Raw genomic sequence first — 17,527 nt, 5'->3', positions numbered from 1 at the left:
AGTCCCTCATATGTCGGTTCTCGCCATCGACGCCGGGACGACCGGGGTCACCGCGCTGGTCGTGACCGAGGACGGCCGGGTCGACTCCCGCGGCTACCAGGAGTTCCCTCAGTACTTCCCAGAACCGGGATGGGTCGAACACGATCCCGGGGAAATCTGGCGGGCGACCCTGGCGGCCTGTGGTATGGCGTTGGAGAGGACGGGCACGAGGCCGACATGTGTGGGGATCACCAACCAGCGCGAGACCGCGGTGGTGTGGGATTCGGACACCCTCGCCGCGCCGCGCCCGGCGATCGTCTGGCAGGACCGCCGTAGCGCGGGGATCTGCGCGCGGCTGCGCCAGGCCGGGCACGAGCCCCGCGTCAGCGCGCTGACCGGGCTTCGGCTCGACCCGTACTTCACCGCGACCAAGCTCACCTGGATCGCCGAGAACGACCCCCGCTCCTGGGCGCGGGTGCTGTCCGGCGAGGCCGTCGTCGGCACCGTCGACTCCTATCTGGTCGCGCGGCTGACCGGCGGCGCCCGGCACGTGACCGACGCCTCCAACGCCTCCCGCACGCTGCTGTACGACCTGGAGGCCGGTGAGTGGTCGGCGGAGCTGTGCGGGTTCTTCGGGGTGCCGCGCGAGGCCCTGCCGGAGATCGTCCCCAACCACGGGGTGATCGGTGTGACCGACCCGGACGCCTTCCTCGGTCTCCGCCTGCCGATCGGCGGCATGGCGGGCGACCAGCAGGCGGCGCTGTTCGGTCAGGCGTGCTTCTCCCCCGGCGACGTCAAGTGCACCTACGGCACGGGGTCGTTCGTGCTGATCAACACCGGCTCCAAGCCGGTACGGCCGGGCGGGGGGCTGCTGACGACCGTGGCGTGGCAGTCGCCCTCCGGTGAGATCACCTACGCCCTGGAGGGTTCGATCTTCGTCACCGGGGCCGCCGTGCAGTGGCTCCGCGACGGGCTCGGGCTGATCGGCCACGCGCCGGAGTCGGAGGCGCTGGCCCGTACGGTCCCCGACAGCGGCGGCGTGGTCTTCGTGCCCGCGCTGACCGGGCTCGGCGCGCCGTACTGGGACCCGGACGCCCGGGGCGCGATCCTCGGCCTCACCCGGGGCACGACCGCCGCCCACCTGGCCAGGGCGACGCTTGAGGCGATCGCGTTCGAGGTGCGCGACGTCGTCGAGGTCATGACGGGCTCAGCGGGCCTGCTGATGCCCTCGTTGAAGGCCGACGGCGGGGCCAGCGGCAACGACCTGCTCATGGAGACGCAGGCCGCCCAGCTCGGTGTGCCGGTCGAACGGCCCGCGGTCCAGGAGACCACCGCGCTCGGGGCGGCCTTCCTGGCCGGGCTCGGCACCGGTGTCTGGTCCTGCGCGGAGGAACTGCGCGAGACGTGGACCCTGGACCGGCGCTTCGAGCCCGCCGGGCGGGACGAGAAGGCTCACGAGGCCGCCGAGGCGGCCTACGCCCGCTGGCTCAAGGCCGTCGGCCGTGCCCGTTCCTGGGCGTGAACCGGTGCCGGTCGTGCCGGGCGCCGCGCGCGGCGGGGCGGTGCCCGGCCCGGTGGCGCTTCCAGCGGCTCATCGGCACGCGGTTCTTCGCGGCGTCGCGGGCGCGGTCCCGGACGTGGTCCCCGGCCCTCCGTACCGGGTTCAGGCCGAGCGCGGCGAGGTTGTCCCTGGCCGGGTGCCTGAGGGCCGCCGGGCCCTCGGCGAAGGCCCGCAGCACGTTCGTCGTCGCGGCGCGGACGAAGGCCCCGGCCCGGTCGGTGACGCCGTGGCCGCAGGCGGAGCCGCGCATCGCGCAGACCCAGCGCATCGTGCCCGTGCTGAACACGCCCGCGCCGCTCGGCGCGGTGTAGTAGGCGCTGTGCGCCGTCGTCGGCCTGCCGCTGCAGTCGACCGGGGAGACGGACAGGACCTCCATCGGGCGCGGCAGCGGCATCGTGGGCAGCACCTCGTCGGTCTCCACCCCCGCCAGGCCGGGGAAGGAGGTGCCGCGCCGTACGCCGGTCCCCTCGAAGACCCAGCTGTCGGGGGTGTGGACCACGTAGGTCGCCTCCGCCGGGAAGCAGGTGTACATCGGGCCGGTCAGTGAGCTCTCCGGCTCGGTCACCCGCCAGCGGTCGGTGGTCGGGTCGACCCTGCCGTCCTTGTGGCAGATGACCAGGCGGTTGGGGCCGAGCGGCGTCGAGGCGAAGCGGATGCGCCAGTAGACGGCGTTCGCGCCGAGGAAGGCGAGGTTGACGCCCTGGTCCCGCGCGTCCTCGACCGTACGGCGCATGCCGGCCGACCAGTACTCGTCGTGCCCGAGGGAGACCAGTCCCCTGGCCCCGTCGAGGATGTGCGGGTCGTCCTCCAGTTCGAGGCTGGTGATGTAGGCCAGCGGGGCTCCGCTGTGCTCGGCCACCTCGATCGCGGGGCGCTCCATGTCGAGGAACAGCCTGGCGCCCGAGGTGTCGTAGGGACGGTCGAAGCTGACGGCCGTCGACCTGTCCTCGAAGCCGCCCGGCCCCTGGTAGAGGCTGCGCCCGCCCCAGAGGTTGTAGGCCTGCCAGGTGGTGACGCCGTTGACGACGACCAGGCGTCCCTCGGTCGAGGCCGACCGCACCGTGATCGGGACGAACCGCCTGCCGCCGGTCGAGGCCTCAAGGCGGATCAGGTAGGAGCCCTCCGGCCAGTCCGCGGTGTCGACGACCGGGCCGGGCCTCCAGTGGGCCGCGGTGACCGTGCGGGTCCCGGGGATCGTCCTGGCGGGCTCCTGGACCGTCCCCGGCAGCTTGTCCGACCGCCAGACCCTCCTGGCCCCGGCGCCGCCGTACCAGCCCATCCTGAAGGCGGTCGCGGTGTAGTGGGCGGCCGTGGTGGACACGCGCAGCCGGAAGGTCTGGCCGGGCAGCACGCTCACCTTGTCGGCGTAGCCCTCGATCTCATGCTCGCCGCCCCTGGGGGTGGCCTGCCAGAGCGGGTCGCCCGGCTTGGCGTTCTCGGCCACGGTCGGGTTCGGCTCCGTAGCCGTCGCCGTGGGCGCCGTGCCCTCCAGGGCCGCCCCGGCCGCCGCGGGTGAGCCCTTCACGGACAGCGCCCCGCCACCGGCCGGGGCGCCGGGGAGATCAGGGGCCACAGCCGCGGTGCCGGACACAGTGCCGGCCGCGGTGCCGGTCGCCGGGGCGCACCCGGCGACCGCCGCGACCGTGGTGATCACAGCCAGTGTGACCGTCAGATGAGTGAACGCTCGGAACATGACATCCAGCATGATCACGGGAACCCTCCCCACCGGGGAGGCCTGTCCGTGATCGTCCGGGGACTTGGCCGGATCTTGGTCCGCACGCGCCCCAGGACGTTCCAGGGCCCCTCAGGACGGTCTCAGGGCGACTTTCAGGGCAGGGTGAGCACGCACGCGGGGGTCCCGGTGGCGAACACCACGGGGTCGGGCTGCGGGACGCCGTCCTTGAGCACCAGCACGGCGACGCCGTCGGAACGCTGGTTGGCCACGTACATCCGGTTGTCGGCGATGGCGAAGTGCCTGGGCCACGACCCGCCGCAGGCGACCTCGGCGACCGGCTCCAGGGTGTGCGGGGACAGGACGGAGACGGTGTCCGGGCCCCGGTTGGCGACGTAGAGGAACCCGCCGGAGACCTCAAGGTGGGAGGGATAGTTCGTACCCGGCGCCGAGCTGGACGGGGCCGCGGCCACCTCGTTCCAGGCGTCGTCGTAGACACGGACCGTGCCGTCGAGCTCCCCTGCCACGTACCAGTGGTCCGCGAAACGGGTCATGTGCCGGGGACCCATGCCCGGCGCGAGCCGTACCGGGCCGTCGGGGTGGGGGACGACCCTGTCGTCGTCCGGGTCGGTGAGGTAGCGGCGTACCTCGTCGGCGCCCAGATCGGGCACGTAGAGGACGCCGTCGGCGCCGAAGACCGTCTGGTGGGCGTGGGAGCCGTCCCGGTAGGGGAAGGAGCACAGCTCGGTCAGCAGGCCCGCGGCCCCGACACGGTGCACGCTCACCGTGCCGTCGCCGTAGTTGGCCACCGCGAGCAGCCTCCCCGACGGGTCGACGGACAGGTGGCAGGGGAAGGAGCCGCCGCTCGGCCGCTGCCCGAGGGGCGTGGGGGCGCCCTCGCCGAGGGCGTAGACGCCGACGGTGCCGCGCTCGCTCTCCCCGACGGTGTACAGGATCGGGAGGCGGGGGTGGACCGCGAGGAAGGAGGGCCCGCTGGCGGGCGTGGTGCCGAGCCTGGTGAGACTGCCCAGCTCGACCACGGTGATCCCCGTGCCCGATCCCCCGGTGTCGGGGGTGTATCCGCCGATGTACGCGACCTCAGCCATCATGCTCCCGTCACTGGGTCGGGCGGCCCGGGCCGCCCGAAATCTTCAACCGTTCTCGGCCAGTCTGCGAACTTAGCGCAGCGACTCGGCCCCTGGGCACCCGGCTTTTCCCGGATGCGATCCCCTGTCCCGCTCGTGGCTCCATGCCCCTCGCGGGGGCCTTCATTGACCTGGACAACGGGAAAGTTGATCGTGTCAACCATGGAGAACCTCGTCGCGCGGATACGCGCGTTCAACCACTTCTACAACGAGGTCATCGGCGCTCTCCACCGGGACATGGTCAACACCCCCTATTCCCTCACGGAGGTGAGGGTCCTGTGCGAGCTCAACCTGCGGGACCGCATGGAGACCGGCGAGCTGCGGCGGCTGCTCGAACTCGACTCCGGCTACCTCAGCCGGATGCTGGGGCGCTTCGAGACCGACGGGCTGGTCACCCGTGAGCGCTCGCCCGCCGACGCCAGGCGGCAGATCGTCGCGCTGACCGAGGCGGGCAGGATCGCGTTCACGAACGTCGACGAGCGTTCGGCCGCGCAGGTCCGGGACCTGCTCGAAGGACTGACCGAGGAGGAGCGTGACCGACTCGCCGCGAGCATGACGACGATCAGGGAGATCCTCTCCAGGAACAGGAGCGCGGCGCCGTACGTCATCCGTCCGCCCCGGCCGGGGGATCTGGGCTGGGTCGTGCAGCGGCACGGGGTGCTCTACAGCCAGGAGTTCGGCTGGGGCCTGTGCTTCGAGGCCAGGGTCGCCAGGCTCGTGGCCGACTACGCGGAGAAGTACGACCCGAGGCGGGAGGCCTCGTGGATCGCGGAGGTCGACGGCGACCGGGTCGGCTGCGTCTTCTGCGTCCGCAGGGACGACGAGACGGCCCAGCTCAGGCTGCTGCTCGTCGAGCCCTCCGCCAGGGGGATGGGCATCGGCGGGCGGCTCGTCGACGAGTGCCTGCGCTTCGCGGGCGAGGCGGGCTACCGGCGGATCATGCTGTGCACCAGGGACGTGCTGACCGACGCCCGGCGGATCTACCGCACGGCGGGCTTCGAGCGGGTCGAGGAGCACACCATGGGCGGCGTCGTCGAGGAGACCTGGGTCATGGACCTTTAGCCGGCCCCTTCCCGTATTAATTCCTTCTATTTTGATAGGTATTTTATGGAGGGGATCCGGGCATCCACGGGGAAGGAGGCGACGGTGCGGTTCCACCGGGCCGTCAGCGGGGGAAGGGGCCGGTGATCTCGTAGGTGACGCCGTCGGTGCCCGCGGCGTCGTCCCGGCGGCCGCGCTGGGAGGAGAAGTACAGGCGGGCGCCGTCCGGGGAGAGGGCGGGGCCGGTGATCTCCGAACCGGGGTGCCCCTCGACCCGCAGGAAAGGGGCGGCCGTCCGCCCGGGACCGGCCAGGACAAGTTCCATGAGGTCCCCGGCCTCCGCGGTCTCGACGGTTTCGAGCCGTTCCCGCAGGGTGTCGTAGGCCCAGACCCGTCCGTCGTCGCCGCTGGCGAACAGGCACACCCCGGCCGAGTAGTGGCAGGCGCCTCCCCCCTGGAACCTGTGGGCCGCGTCCACCTGGTGGCGGGTCGCCTCAAGCAGCGCGGCGGGGTTGGGCACCCGCCGCCAGGCCGTCGAACCGTCGTCCGGCAGGACGCAGAGCACCTCCAGCCTGCCGGTCGTCAGGTCTCCCCAGCAGGCGGGGACGAACCGGTAGAGGCAGCCGTCCGGTTCGTCCTCCGTCAGGTAGACCACCCGGTTGACCGGGTCGCAGGCCGCGCCCGCGTGCCTGAAGCGGCCCATGGCCAGGCGCGGCATCGCGGCGCGCACGCCGTACGGGTCGCACTCGAAGACCTGCCCGCGCGCGGTCTCCTCGCACGAGAGCCAGGTCTTCCACGGGGTCGCGGCCCCGGCGCGGTTGAGGTCGGTCCCCGACAGCACGCGGTAGGCGCCGTGCACGCTCCCGTCGGGCCGGAACCTGATGGCGGTCGCGCCGCCGAGCAGCGGGATCTCCGAGTTGGACACGTAGACCCAGCCGTCCCCGTCGGGGAAGCAGGCGCCGTCGCCGGGGGCCGGGTGCCAGAGCACCCCGCCGACCCGGTGGCCGGTGCGGGCGACGACCCGGCTGGAGAAGCCCTCGGGCAGCACGACCCCGTTGGCGTCCGGGGGCCTCGGCGGGCCGTACGGGCCGGACAGCACGGCCAGGCCGCCGCGAGAGGCGTCCGCGCCGGCGGCGCCCCACCGCAGAGGTCCCGCGAAGGCCGTTCCCGGCGCGGGCTCCCCGGTGCGCACGAACGTACGGCGAAGCATCGCTCCTCCTCGTCACCTTCACGGTAGGCGGCCAGTCGATCGGACCCACGTGAACAGGGCGACTCCCCCCGCTCAAACTTTGCGGAAACCGGAGAGCAAGCGTTTCCCAAAACCGGGCGTTTCATGCCCGATGTCCCCGATCACCGCCACCCGGGCGTTCACAGTGGAGATCACACCGTCGTCAGAGCGGGGGCACCGTTGAGCGAGGGACTCACGTTCGCCGATCCGGCGGCCCGGGCCGTTCCCGCCGAGGGAGGCCGCCGGGCCCTGGTCCTTCTCGACGCGCCGGACCCCTCCTCTCAGGAGGCCCCCGCGCGTCCCGACGCCCGCCTGGCGGGCGCGCTGCGCGCCGAGGGCTTCGCCGTCGAGGCCGAGTACGGCCGGGGCGCGCGGTGGGACGGCGAGCGGGTGTGGGAGTTCCTGGGTTCGGCCAGGGAGGACGACCTGCTGCTGATCCGGCTGCCCTCGGACGGCGGCTGGACGTCCAGGCAGCTGGGAGCCATGATCGGCGCGTTCGGCAGGCGGGTCGGCCGGTCACTGGCCACGGCCGTGCTGCTGGTCGTCGACTTCGGCTGGAGCGCCCTGGAGGAGACGGCCTCCCCCGTGCGGCGGCTCGCGGTCGCCGGTGAGCCCAGGATGGCCGCGGCGGCCCTCACACTGACGCTGAAGGTCGGCGAGGCGCCGAGGGGGCCCGCGCGGAGCCTGACGGACGTGATCGCGGAGGGGCTGGCGACCAGGGCCGCCGACCTCGACGGCGACGGCGTGATCACCGTCGGCGAGCTGCACGCCTACGCCCTGGAGCGCTACGCGGCGGCCTGCGCCGCCCGCGTCCCCATCCTGATCGCCTACGGCGCCGTGGCCGACGTCCCGCTGACCGGCGGTCCCGGCCCGGCCCGGGCCGTCCCCGCCGCCCTCGCGCGGGCCGCCGCGGGGCTCGGCGGCGCCGTGGCGCCCGCGTCGGGGTTCGAGGTCGTCAGGCGCGTCTACGAGCTGCACCTGAGCGAGGCGGGCAGACGGCTGCTGCGGGTGGCCTCGTTGCTGGCCGAGGACGAGTCGGTCGAGGAGGTCTTCGGCGACGCGGCCGAGCTCGGCCGGTGGGGGCTGCTCGGCGAGCGCACCACGTTCGCCCACCCGGACGTGCGGGCCTTCGGCTACTCACGGCTGACGCCCGCCGAGCGCGCGCAGACCTCCGCGCTGCTGCGCCGCAGACGGGCGGGGCTGCGGGCCGTACCGCCGAGGGCCCGGCTGACGGCCGACCGGTGGACCACGCAGGACCAGCTCGGGCACCGGCTCTACGCGGAGGCCGTGGCCGCGTTCGTCAGGCACCCGGAGACCCGGCCCCCGCTCACCATCGGCGTCAAGGGGCCGTGGGGGGCGGGCAAGACCTCCCTGATGCGGATGATCCAGGACCTGCTGGACCCGGGGGCCGCGGGGAACACCCCGGCGAGGATCCACCTGCCGGGAATCGGCCCGTCCGGCGCCCGTGCGGGCAGGACGCCGACCAACGCCGAGGTGCTCGCCCACGCGGGACGGCGCCGGGCGGAGGACGGGGAGGGCGCGGTGCGCGCGGAACCCGGCCACCTTCCCGTACGGCAGGCCGACTGGCGCCCGACCGTCTGGTTCAACCCCTGGATGTACCAGAACGGCGAGCAGGTCTGGGCCGGGCTCGCCCACGAGATCATCAGCCAGGTCACCGAGCGGCTGCCGAGGGCGGAACGGGAGCGTTTCTGGCTGCGGCTCAACCTGGCCAGGATCGACAGGGAGGCGGTCCGGCGGCGCGCCTACCGGCTGGCGCTGACCCGGCTCGCGCCGCCCGCCCTCTGCCTGGTCGCCGGGCTCGTGCTGACCGGCGCGCTGCTGGCGGCCTCGGCGCTGCTGCCCGCCGCCGGAGAGATGATCCGGCACCTCGCCGCCGCCGTCGGCACCGTGGGCTCGGCCGGTGTGCTCGGGGCGGGAGCCGTACGGCTGGCGCGGTTCTTCGGCGAGTCTGCCGACAACGCCTTCGCCGAGCTGGTGCGCAGGCCGGACCCGCTGGCCCGGGACGCGGGCGGGCTCTTCGCCGAGGCCGTGACCGGCCCCGGCTACCGGTCCAGGACCGGGTTCCTGCACCTGGTGCAGACGGACATGCGGCACGTGCTCGACCTGGTCGCCACCGAGGAACGGCCGCTCGTGGTGTTCGTCGACGACCTCGACCGGTGTTCGCCGGGGACGGTCGCGCAGGTCATCGAGGCGATCAACCTGTTCCTCGCCGGTGAGTTCCCCAACTGCGTCTTCGTGCTGGCGATGGAGCCCGAGGCGGTGGTCGCGCACGTCGAGGCCGCCTACCGGGACCTGACCGAGGCGCGGCCCGCCTCCGGGGCCGGGCTGGGGTGGCGGTTCCTGGAGAAGATCGTGCAGCTGCCGCTGAGTGTGCCGCTGCTCGACGACGCCGACCGGCTGCCCGCCTTCGTCCGGGCCCTGCTGGGCGTGCCCGACCCCGCGGAGGGGCAGGACGTGCCGTTCGTCGCGCCGCCGCGCTCCCCCGCCGACCCGCCGATCGCCGACCCGCTGCCCGGCCCGGCGGAGCCTCCGGACCCGGTCCAGGTGAGCCGTCTTGAGGAGGCGATCTGGGCGCTGCGGCCCACGGCCACGACCCTGGACGAGGCGGCGAGGCTGGCGCAGGAGAGGCTGGGCGTCGAGAGCCGCGACATGGTCGGCGGCCTGTCCTCGGCGGCGCGCGAGGCGGCCGACCGGGTCTTCGACGACCTCTACAGCGACGAGAACGCCTACCGGGCGATCGAGTTCGTGCTGCCCGCGCTGACGTTCTCCAACCCACGGCAGATCAAGCGCTATGTGAACGTCTTCCGGTTCTACTCGTTCCTGACCTACCGCCGGGCGCTGGCCGGGGCGGCGCCCGCCTCCGACGCCGAGGTCGCCAAGCTCGCGGCGCTGACCGTCAACTGGCCGCACCTGCTGTCGTCGCTGGTCACCGAGGCCGGGGGGCCGAGCGCGCTGGAGGGCCTCGAAGGCGCCGCGGGCACCGGCGACGACAGGATCTGGGAGCGGGCCGTACGGCAGGCGGGTCTGACGGGCGAGGGCCTCGGCGGCCCCAGGGACTCCTGGGGTACCGAGCTCGACGCCCTGCGCGAGTTGCTGTCCCGGCCGCACCCGATCGCGGGACTGGCCCGTCACCTGCTCTGAACGGCCCTCAGGACCCCTTGCCGAGGCGGGGCAGGCGGCGGATGGGCCAGGCGACGACGAGGGCCGCGGCGCAGCCAAGGGCGATCACGGCGGCGGCCAGCAGCATGTCCCTGATGCCGAACAGCGCGCTGGCGGGACCGGCGATCGCCTGGCCGAACGGGACGGCCAGGATCGACCCGGCGATCTCGTAGGCCGCCACCCGGTTGAGGCGGTCGGCGGGGATGTGGGTCTGCACGGTCGTGGCCCACTGGACACCCCAGAACGCCCAGCCGAGGCCGCTGACGCCGTAGCCGAGCATGAGCAGCGGCAGGGAGGGGACCAGCGCCGCCGCCAGCGGCATCAGCGGGAAGAGGAACATGGCGACCGCGCCGCCGAACAGGGGACGGGAGGGGCGCAGCCTGAGCGCGGCCAGCCCGCCGAGGACGCAGCCCGCCCCGAACGCGGCCTCGGCGAAGCCGAACGCCGCCTTGCCGTGGGCGGCGATGATGGAGGCCGCGCCGAGCGGGGTGATCGGCCCCCAGACGAACACCCCCAGCACCCACCAGATCAGGATGACCCCCCACAGCCAGGACCGGGAGCGGAACTCCTTCCAGCCGGTGCGCAGGTTCTGCAGGGTCGTGGCCGACCGGTCGACCTCGAAGGCGGGCAGCCGCAGCGCCACCAGGCAGATCCCGCTGACGGCGAAGGTCGCGGCGTCGATGGCGAACACCCAGCCCGCCGAGGTCACGGCCAGGAGCGTTCCGGCGATGGCGGGACCGGCCATCGTGGACAGGCCCTCGCTCACCTTCAGCACCCCGTTGGCCTGCTGCGGGTCTGCGGCGACCTGCGGCACCAGGCTGGAGACGCCCGGCTGGAACATCGCGGTCGCCATCCCGCCGAGCACCGAGGTGACGATGATGAACCACACCGGCGGATGGCCGAGCCCCAGATAGAGCGCGAGCGAGCCCTGGATCAGAAACCGGGCCGCGTCCGAGCCGATCATCAGCGGGCGGGGGTGGAACCGGTCCGCCAGCACTCCGCCGAACACCACGAAGAGGGCGAAGGCCCCCATCCAGGCGGCCAGTGCGAACCCCGCACCGCTCACCCCGTAGCCGAGGGAGAGCATCGCGACCGAGAGGGCGACCGGGAACATCGCGTCGCCCAGCATCGACACGATGCGGGCGACGAAGTAGAGGCGGAAGTTCCTGGTCCACAGACGGGTAGGGGCCGCGACGGGGGGAAGCACGCGGGCACTGTGTCAGAAACCGGCTATTCCGACAACCCTTTTTCTTGGCGACAAACCACCCATAACCCCTAAGTCGCGCCCCATGTACGGCGGGGCGCGACCGGCCGTCCCGGACTCAGTCTCCAGAGGTGGCCGGGGCGGTGACGTGCCGGGCGATCACCTCGTCGAGCCGGGTGATCGCGGGCCGCCAGTCGGCGGGCGGTTCGTGACAGCGGGTGGCGCTCCTGCCGTGGTACTCCAGGGTGTAGGTGAAGTGGTCGGGGACGTCACAGCCCGCCGTGGAGGACGACCACGTCCTGATGTGGTCCAGCCCCTGCCGCAGGGAGCCGAGCTCGGCCGGGGTGAGCCTGAAGGTCCTGGTGGCGCCCGCGGATCCGCCGCGGGCCAGGCCGTTCCCGTCGACGACGAGCGTCTGACGGATCCCGGCGAAACCGCCGGTCTTCCGGTAGGAGATCGTCCCCCAGGGGACCTCGGCCGCGCCGCCCTCCGGAACGCCGGCCCGCGCGGGCACCGGGCCCATCGTCGCCGCCGCCAGGATCGCGGCGGCGAGCAGGTGTCTCACCATGACGTCTCCCCTCGTCGATGTGGAACGTTCCATAGTTCGTCGGGAACCCCGGGACAAGGCTCTCGGCGACGACCGCGGAAGACCATCCGCCGCGCCGGTCACCCCCGGATCGCCGCGAGCACCCAGGACGGCCCCCACCCGAGACCGTGATCCCGCGGACGCGTCGTACGGGTGGAGGAGATCCTTCGACGGACCTGCCCGCGGAACGACTCCGCACACCGACCGCCGCCGATCTCCCCGCCGCCCTCCACGGCCCCGGCCCTGTTTTCCAGGCGGGAATTCCCCCGGCCGGGAAAGGCGCGTTTCCCGATGCCCCCGAGTGGCCGAGGCGTCGCCGAAGACGAGATCCGGACCGCCCGGCGACCACCGAGTCGCCCGTGGCGAACTGGCGAAACGCCCCGACCGCCCTTCGGGTAACCGGCCACCCGGAATGCCTTTCCGGGTGGGCGAAAATCCGGTCGGATATTCGGGAAAACCGGCCTACCGGAAAGAATTCCCTCCCCGCCGAAAACGTCATGTCACGAGCCTTCACGAGACCCTTTCACCACCGTGCCGATCACCCACAGTCACCACAGACAAGCCGAAAGTAAGGATAAAAGCTGCTTTTACCCCTCTTGCGATGGCCGGATTCGGCGATCTATGGTTCTCCCCGAAAACGACAACCGTTTTCACCATCGAAAGGAGAACCATGAACACGGATCTCGGCTTCGAGGAGCTGACCTCCGCGGCGGCGCTGCCCGCCTTGCAGGGGCCGGGCACCAACGCCCTCGTCCACACACCGTTCGGCTTCGAGGAGCTGGCTCCCGCCACGGCGCTGCCCGCTCTCCAGGGGCCGGGCACCAACGCCCTCGTCCACACCCCCTTCGCCTGGAACGCCTGAGTTCCAGAACGGACGGCCCGCTCCCAGTGCGGGCCGTCCGCCCATCCCATCCTTCCCCCTTTGTGAGTCGCGGAGAAGAACAGCCCATGGAGTCCATCACCCCCGGCCACCACCTGTACGTCGGCCCGGACGGGACGTGGCGCTCGTGCGACGAGAACGAGCGGTTCACCCGCCTGACCGGCCGGGCCGACCTGCTCGAACGCATGCGTGAGCAGTCCTACCTTGGTGGGAACGCCCCCGACCTCGAACCGCTGGCCACCGCTCTGCGCGAGCGGGGCGTGCTCACCGACGCTCCCTCCGGGAGCGAGGAGCCGCTTCGGGTGTGCGTGCGCGGGGACGGGCCGGTGGCCGCCGAGACCGTACGGCTGCTCGCCGGCACGGGGAACGCGCTCGCCGTGGACGACCCGGCCGCGGCGGACGCGCTGGTCGAGTGCGCGGGCTGGCTCCCTGACGGGCGTTGGCTGCGCCTCGACGACGACGGCGCCGTCAGGCACCGCTGCCACGTCGAGGGCCGCAGGCTGGTCGTCGGCCCCATGACCGTGCCAGGCCGTACCGCCTCCTACCGGGACCTGCGGGGACGCAGACTCGCCGCGGCGGCGCTGCCCGACGAGCTGGCCGGGCTGTGGACCTACCTCGACGAGGGCGCCGCCGGTACGGTGCCGCTTCCGCCGGTGCCGTGGCCGAACCCCGGCGCGATCGCGGTCGCCGCAGGCCTGCTGGTCAACGACCTGCTGACCTGGTGGACCGGTGACCTGCCCGCCACCGCGGGGCTCCAGCTCGTGGTCGATCCGGCCTCCGGACGGGTCGACCGGCACCCGGTGCTGCCGCTGCCGGTCCGATGAACCGGTTCAACCTGCGGCTGCCCGGCTGGGACGGCACCCTGCTCGCCCTCGACGTCCGCCTGCCGGACCCTTCCTCGTGGCCCGTCCCCACCGTCGTCACCCGCACTCCGTACGGGCGAGGCCGTCACCTGGCGGAGGGGTCGGGGTGGGTCAGCCGCGGCTTCGGCTACGTGGTCCAGGATGTGCGGGGACGCCACGACTCCGACGGCGCCTGGGAGTGCTACCGCAACGAGCGCGGCGACGGCGCCGCCCTGGCCGACTGGATCACCGCCCAGGAGTGGAGCGACGGCCGGCTGGTCGGCTACGGCGGTTCCTACGGCGGGTACACCGCCTGGGCGCTGGCCGTCGAACGCCCCGAGACGGTGCCCGCGGTGGTGAGCATGGGTCCGTCCATGGCACTGCACCGCACCAAGTTCGAGGACGGCGTGCTGCGGCTGGCCGAGCACGCGGCCTGGTGGCTCGAACGCGCGGACAGCCGTACCAGCAGGGACGGCCTCGCCGCCTTCCTCCTCAAGGAAGGAGACGCGCTGGCCCGTCTGCCGGTGACCGGCCTGCCCGAACGGCTCGGCGTGCGCCTGCCAGGCTGGGCCGGGGTCGTCCTGCGGGGTCCTGACCACCGCCCCGCCGAGGAGATCACCGAGGAGGAACTGGCCGCGCTGCCCACGGCGGGGCTGCACGTCGGCGGCTGGTACGACCTGCTGGCCGACGAGACCATCCTGCACTGGCGGACGGTCGGCTCCGCCCGCACCCCGCGCCCCCCGCAGCGGCTGATCATGGGACCGTGGGGGCACGACCTCGCCTTCACCGGACGGACCCGGCACATCGACCGGGAGCACGGCCCCCAGGCGCTGTTCGACCTGGGCGCGGCGCAGGTCGCGTGGATCCGCGCCTGCCTGGCGGGCGAGGACCCCGGCCCCGACATGGTCCTGCCCGTCGGCGGAACCTCCTGGCGGCCCTGGCCGGCCACGACCCGCGAACGCGTGCTGCACGCCCACCCCGGTAAGGGTGTCGACGAGGTTCCCGGGGACGGCTCACCCGATGGAAGTCTTGAGGAGGTCCCCGGGATCGGTCCGGCCGGTGCCTTCGTGTACGACCCGGCCGACCCGTGTCCGTCCCTGGCCCCCGGCACCGACCGCCGTGCCCTGGACGGGCGGCCCGACATCCTGCGCTTCAGCACTCCGCCGCTGACCGCGCCGCTGTCGTTCACCTCGGTCGCCGTCCACCTGGACGTCACCGCCTCGGCCCCCGACGCCGACTGGATCGTACGGCTCGCCGAGCACACCGTGGACGACCAGGTGTTCGAGCTGGCCAGGGGCAGGGCGGCGAGTTCGGGTCGTCTGGCGCTCAGCCCGGTCTGGGCGTGCCTGCCCGCCGGATCCCGGCTCCGCCTGGAGATCACCGGCAGCGACTTCCCGCGCCTGGCCCGCTCCCTCGGCACCGGCGCCGACCGCCACACGACCACCGCGACGGCCCCCGTTCGCCAACGGGTCCGCGCCGCCCGCCTGGTCCTGGAGACCCCGAGAAGCCCGCAAGACCTGGAGAACGCGTGAACAACCCGGAAGACCTGCTGGTCGACTCCCGTACCGGCGTGCTGACCGCGCTGGAACCACAGCCCCGACGCCCCGGCCTGCCCCGCTGGTGGACCGGATACGGCGCCGCCGTCGCCGACACCCGGCGGTTCGCCCCCTGGACCGCCGACCGGCACGGGTTCGGCGCGACCGTCGGCGACCCGTCGCACGCCCGCGCCGCGGCGCTCGGGGAGGCCGTCGAACGCTACTGCGGCAACGCCGTCCCCTCCGGGCTCACCGTCTCCTCCTGGCGTGACCTGACCGAGGCGGCCCTGGACCCGGAGACGATCCCGCTGTACTCGGCCGCCCAGTACCGCGAACCCGGTTTCCCCTTCGTCCCGTTCACCCGGGACCTGCCGGTCGCCTGGACTCCGGCGCGGGACATGCGTGACGGCTCCCGGGTGCTGGTTCCCGCGTCCCTGGTCTGGCTCGACTACTTTCACGGTCCTCGTGCCGCCGAGCCGCCGACCCACGCCCTGCCGTACTCGGGTATCGCCACCGGGCGCGGCCGGGAGCACGCGGAGCGGGCGGCCCTTGAGGAGCTGTTCGAGCGGGACGCCACCACGATCTGGTGGTCGAGCGGGGCCGCCTGCGAGGCCGTGGCCGATCCGGAGACGGTCACCGCGGCCCTCGGCGACGGGAGACAGGAACCACGGGTCCGGCTGCTGGCCGTACCGTCACCGTTCGGTGTGCCGGTGATGGCGGCCTTCCTTGAGGACCTCGCCGGCGGGATCGTGGCCTTCGGCAGTGCCTGCCGGGCCACTCCCCGTGAGGCGGCGGCGAAGGCGCTGGTCGAGGCCTTCGGCCTGTACTCCCTGACGCTCCAGCTCGCCGACCCGCGGGGCGCGGTGTGGCAGGCCGTGGCCGCCGGAGTGCTTGAGGAGCACGTGTTCCGGCCCTACCGGGCCGACCGTTCCTACCGGGACGCCTTCCGCCCGGACTACCGCGACCTGACCGACCTGCCCGCCGTCGCGCAGCTCTACCTCGACCCGCGCATGCAGGGCGAACCTCTGGCCCGGCTGCGCGCGGCTCCCGGCCCCCACCTGGACGACCTGCCCCCGGCCGATGCGGCGAGCTATCTCGACCGGCTGGCAGGGGCCGGGCTCACCGCCTACAGCGTGGACCTGACCACCCCCGACGTGGCCGCGACGGGGTTGTGCGTGGTGCGGGTCCTGGTGCCCGGCCTGGTGGGAAACGCCCCACCGGCCTTCCCTCTGCGCGGCGGCGGACGCCTGTACGAGGTGCCGGAAAAGCTCGGCCTCACCTCCCGCGTCCTGGACGAGGACGACCTGTTCCCCCACCCTCTCCCCCTGGCCTGACATGACTGCTCCCACCGCCCTGGAAACAGGGGCGTACTCCTCGCTGCTCGACTCCCGCACCGGGATCGTCCGCTCCCTGGTCCGCTCCGCCGCTCCCGGCCATCTACCCGCCTCGTTCGAGCTGGTCACCGCGGTGCTCTCGGACACCACCAGGTTCGGCCCGTGGCCCTGCGACTCCGCGGGTGCCGGATACGCCTTCGCCGACCCGCAGGCCGCGCGCGGCGCGGCGTTCGGCGAAGCCGCGGAGCGCTACTGCGGCAACCTCGTCCCTCCCCGGCTGGTCCTGGCCTCCCACGCCGACCTGACCGCCCAGGGGGCCCGTGCCCTCGACCCCGAGGACCTGGCGCTGTACTCCCCCGCCCAGCACGCCGCCCCCGGTTTCCCCCTGGCGCCGTTCACCCGTGACCTGCCGGTCGAATGGACGGAGGCGGTCGACCTGCTCGACGGCCGGGGGACGCTCGTGCCGGCGGGGCTGGTGTGGGTGTCGTACTTCTCCGCCGACGTCACCCCGCCGACGCCCCGCGTCAACCCGGTCATCCAGGCCGGACTGGCCGCCGGGCCGACGCGTGGGTACGCCGTCCGGGGCGCCCTGTACGAGATCGCCGAGCGCGACGCCATGACGCTGGCCTGGCACGGGCGGGCCGGGCTGCGCGCCCTGACCCCGCCGCCCTGGCTGGCCGACTTCGCCACCGGGCCGCTGCGGCGGCTGCACGTGCGTTTCCTCGGCTTCCCCACCGCCACCGGTCTGCACGTGACCGGTGCGCTGGTCCGCGACCGGGAGACCGGCCATCTCACTCTCGGCATGGGCGTACGGCGCGACGCCCAGGAGGCGATGGTCAAGGCCTACGGCGAGGCGCTGCAGTTGCAGTTGTTCACCGCCGGGCTCGACGACCCCGCGGGGCCGTACTGCCAGGTGGCCGCCGACCCGCGCAGTCCCCTGAAGCCGTGGCGGGCCGACCGTGCCTACGGCTCGTCCTACCGGTCCGACCTGGCCGACGTCGTGGACTACGGCTGCCACCTCCAGCTGTACCTCGACCCGGCCGTCCAGGAGGAGTTCGAGGAGGAGCTCGCCGAGGCGCTGGCCGAGCACGTGCCCGCCCGGACGGTGCCACCACCCGGGGACACCCGCGAGCTGGCCGTACGGCTGGGCCGTCAGGCGCTGTGCGCCGAGGTGACCACCCCGGACGTGCGGGAGGCGGGCCTGCGCGTGGTGCGGGTCGTGGTGCCCGGCACCTACTCCAACACCGCGGCCGGGCTGCCGTTCCTCGGCGGCACCCGGCTGGCGGAGACCCTGGGCGGCCGTCCCCGCCGTCGCCTGCCTCTGCCCCACTAGAGAGAGT

At 73.4% G+C, this 17,527-nt stretch carries 13 protein-coding genes; 8 read left to right on the top strand and 5 right to left on the bottom strand.

Translation table 11 applies throughout. The features are described from left to right. Window positions 1–10: 10 nt before the first annotated feature. Window positions 11–1,501 (top strand): glycerol kinase GlpK, encoded by a 1,491-nt coding sequence (gene glpK, locus ACIBVQ_RS02720; RefSeq protein ID WP_399175180.1) that lies wholly within the window; start codon window positions 11–13, stop codon window positions 1,499–1,501. Here the strand turns inward: glpK and ACIBVQ_RS02715 are convergent. After that, window positions 1,467–3,233, bottom strand: a complete 1,767-nt coding sequence (locus tag ACIBVQ_RS02715) for a N,N-dimethylformamidase beta subunit family domain-containing protein (protein ID WP_399175178.1) — start codon at window positions 3,231–3,233, stop codon at window positions 1,467–1,469. The two genes, glpK and ACIBVQ_RS02715, sit on opposite strands and share 35 nt — an antisense overlap. A gap of 134 nt (window positions 3,234–3,367) precedes the next feature. Continuing rightward, window positions 3,368–4,321 carry a lactonase family protein gene (locus tag ACIBVQ_RS02710; RefSeq protein ID WP_399175176.1) on the bottom strand — a complete coding sequence of 318 codons (954 nt, stop codon included), beginning with the start codon at window positions 4,319–4,321 and terminating at the stop codon, window positions 3,368–3,370. A gap of 198 nt (window positions 4,322–4,519) precedes the next feature. Here ACIBVQ_RS02710 and ACIBVQ_RS02705 point away from each other — a divergent pair, with 198 nt between their 5' ends. After that, a complete protein-coding gene (locus ACIBVQ_RS02705; protein WP_362778675.1) occupies window positions 4,520–5,419 on the top strand; it encodes a helix-turn-helix domain-containing GNAT family N-acetyltransferase in 900 nt (299 codons plus the stop codon). Window positions 5,420–5,522: 103 nt separating this feature from the next. On the opposite strand, the gene ACIBVQ_RS02700 is transcribed toward ACIBVQ_RS02705, so the two are convergent. Then, window positions 5,523–6,608: an alkaline phosphatase PhoX gene (locus tag ACIBVQ_RS02700; RefSeq protein ID WP_386190005.1), complete on the bottom strand. Its 1,086-nt coding sequence runs from the start codon at window positions 6,606–6,608 to the stop codon at window positions 5,523–5,525. Between the two features lie 198 nt (window positions 6,609–6,806). On the opposite strand from ACIBVQ_RS02700, the gene ACIBVQ_RS02695 reads away from it, so the two are divergent. Then, window positions 6,807–9,788 carry a P-loop NTPase fold protein gene (locus ACIBVQ_RS02695; RefSeq protein WP_362910452.1) on the top strand — a complete coding sequence of 994 codons (2,982 nt, stop codon included), beginning with the start codon at window positions 6,807–6,809 and terminating at the stop codon, window positions 9,786–9,788. A gap of 7 nt (window positions 9,789–9,795) precedes the next feature. On the opposite strand, the gene ACIBVQ_RS02690 is transcribed toward ACIBVQ_RS02695, so the two are convergent. Further along, window positions 9,796–11,013, bottom strand: coding sequence for an MFS transporter (locus ACIBVQ_RS02690; RefSeq protein ID WP_362910454.1), 1,218 nt, complete (start codon window positions 11,011–11,013; stop codon window positions 9,796–9,798). Window positions 11,014–11,128: 115 nt separating this feature from the next. Next, the gene (locus tag ACIBVQ_RS02685) at window positions 11,129–11,578 is read right to left on the bottom strand and encodes a hypothetical protein (protein WP_362910456.1); all 450 of its coding nucleotides are present in this window, start codon (window positions 11,576–11,578) and stop codon (window positions 11,129–11,131) included. A gap of 688 nt (window positions 11,579–12,266) precedes the next feature. On the opposite strand from ACIBVQ_RS02685, the gene ACIBVQ_RS02680 reads away from it, so the two are divergent. The 5 genes from ACIBVQ_RS02680 (at window position 12,267) to ACIBVQ_RS02660 (ending at window position 17,520) form a co-directional block, all read left to right on the top strand. Continuing rightward, entirely contained in the window at window positions 12,267–12,458 is a 192-nt protein-coding gene (locus tag ACIBVQ_RS02680) for a streptamidine-related RiPP repeat protein (protein ID WP_362910458.1), read from the top strand. Window positions 12,459–12,544: 86 nt separating this feature from the next. Further along, complete coding sequence (locus ACIBVQ_RS02675) at window positions 12,545–13,300, top strand: hypothetical protein (RefSeq protein WP_352008902.1); 756 nt, start codon at window positions 12,545–12,547, stop codon at window positions 13,298–13,300. After that, on the top strand, window positions 13,297–14,850 hold the full coding sequence (locus ACIBVQ_RS02670) for a CocE/NonD family hydrolase (RefSeq protein WP_399175172.1): 1,554 nt from the start codon (window positions 13,297–13,299) through the stop codon (window positions 14,848–14,850). The genes ACIBVQ_RS02675 and ACIBVQ_RS02670 overlap by 4 nt, the downstream gene beginning before the upstream one ends. Further along, entirely contained in the window at window positions 14,847–16,187 is a 1,341-nt protein-coding gene (locus tag ACIBVQ_RS02665) for a YcaO-like family protein (RefSeq protein ID WP_362910464.1), read from the top strand. Before ACIBVQ_RS02670 ends, ACIBVQ_RS02665 begins: the two co-directional genes overlap by 4 nt. 1 nt (window position 16,188) lies before the next feature. Beyond that, window positions 16,189–17,520, top strand: a complete 1,332-nt coding sequence (locus ACIBVQ_RS02660; protein ID WP_399175170.1) for a YcaO-like family protein — start codon at window positions 16,189–16,191, stop codon at window positions 17,518–17,520. Window positions 17,521–17,527 lie beyond the last annotated feature (7 nt).

The organism is Streptosporangium sp. NPDC049376, from assembly GCF_044466505.1.
Lineage (GTDB): Bacteria > Actinomycetota > Actinomycetes > Streptosporangiales > Streptosporangiaceae > Streptosporangium.
Note: the sequence above shows the minus strand (reverse complement) of the source record. Positions and strands in the feature narration are given on the sequence as shown.

Bases quoted from the DNA above. Each gene is read 5' to 3' on its own strand.
- ACIBVQ_RS02685 (WP_362910456.1), bottom strand. From the start codon at position 11,578: ATGGTGAGACACCTGCTCGCCGCCGCGATCCTGGCGGCGGCGACGATG.
- ACIBVQ_RS02705 (WP_362778675.1), top strand. From the start codon at position 4,520: ATGGAGAACCTCGTCGCGCGGATACGCGCGTTCAACCACTTCTACAAC.
- ACIBVQ_RS02680 (WP_362910458.1), top strand. From the start codon at position 12,267: ATGAACACGGATCTCGGCTTCGAGGAGCTGACCTCCGCGGCGGCGCTG.
- ACIBVQ_RS02670 (WP_399175172.1), top strand. From the start codon at position 13,297: ATGAACCGGTTCAACCTGCGGCTGCCCGGCTGGGACGGCACCCTGCTC.
- ACIBVQ_RS02675 (WP_352008902.1), top strand. From the start codon at position 12,545: ATGGAGTCCATCACCCCCGGCCACCACCTGTACGTCGGCCCGGACGGG.
- ACIBVQ_RS02660 (WP_399175170.1), top strand. From the start codon at position 16,189: ATGACTGCTCCCACCGCCCTGGAAACAGGGGCGTACTCCTCGCTGCTC.
- ACIBVQ_RS02700 (WP_386190005.1), bottom strand. From the start codon at position 6,608: ATGCTTCGCCGTACGTTCGTGCGCACCGGGGAGCCCGCGCCGGGAACG.
- ACIBVQ_RS02715 (WP_399175178.1), bottom strand. From the start codon at position 3,233: ATGTTCCGAGCGTTCACTCATCTGACGGTCACACTGGCTGTGATCACC.
- ACIBVQ_RS02710 (WP_399175176.1), bottom strand. From the start codon at position 4,321: ATGATGGCTGAGGTCGCGTACATCGGCGGATACACCCCCGACACCGGG.
- glpK (WP_399175180.1), top strand. From the start codon at position 11: ATGTCGGTTCTCGCCATCGACGCCGGGACGACCGGGGTCACCGCGCTG.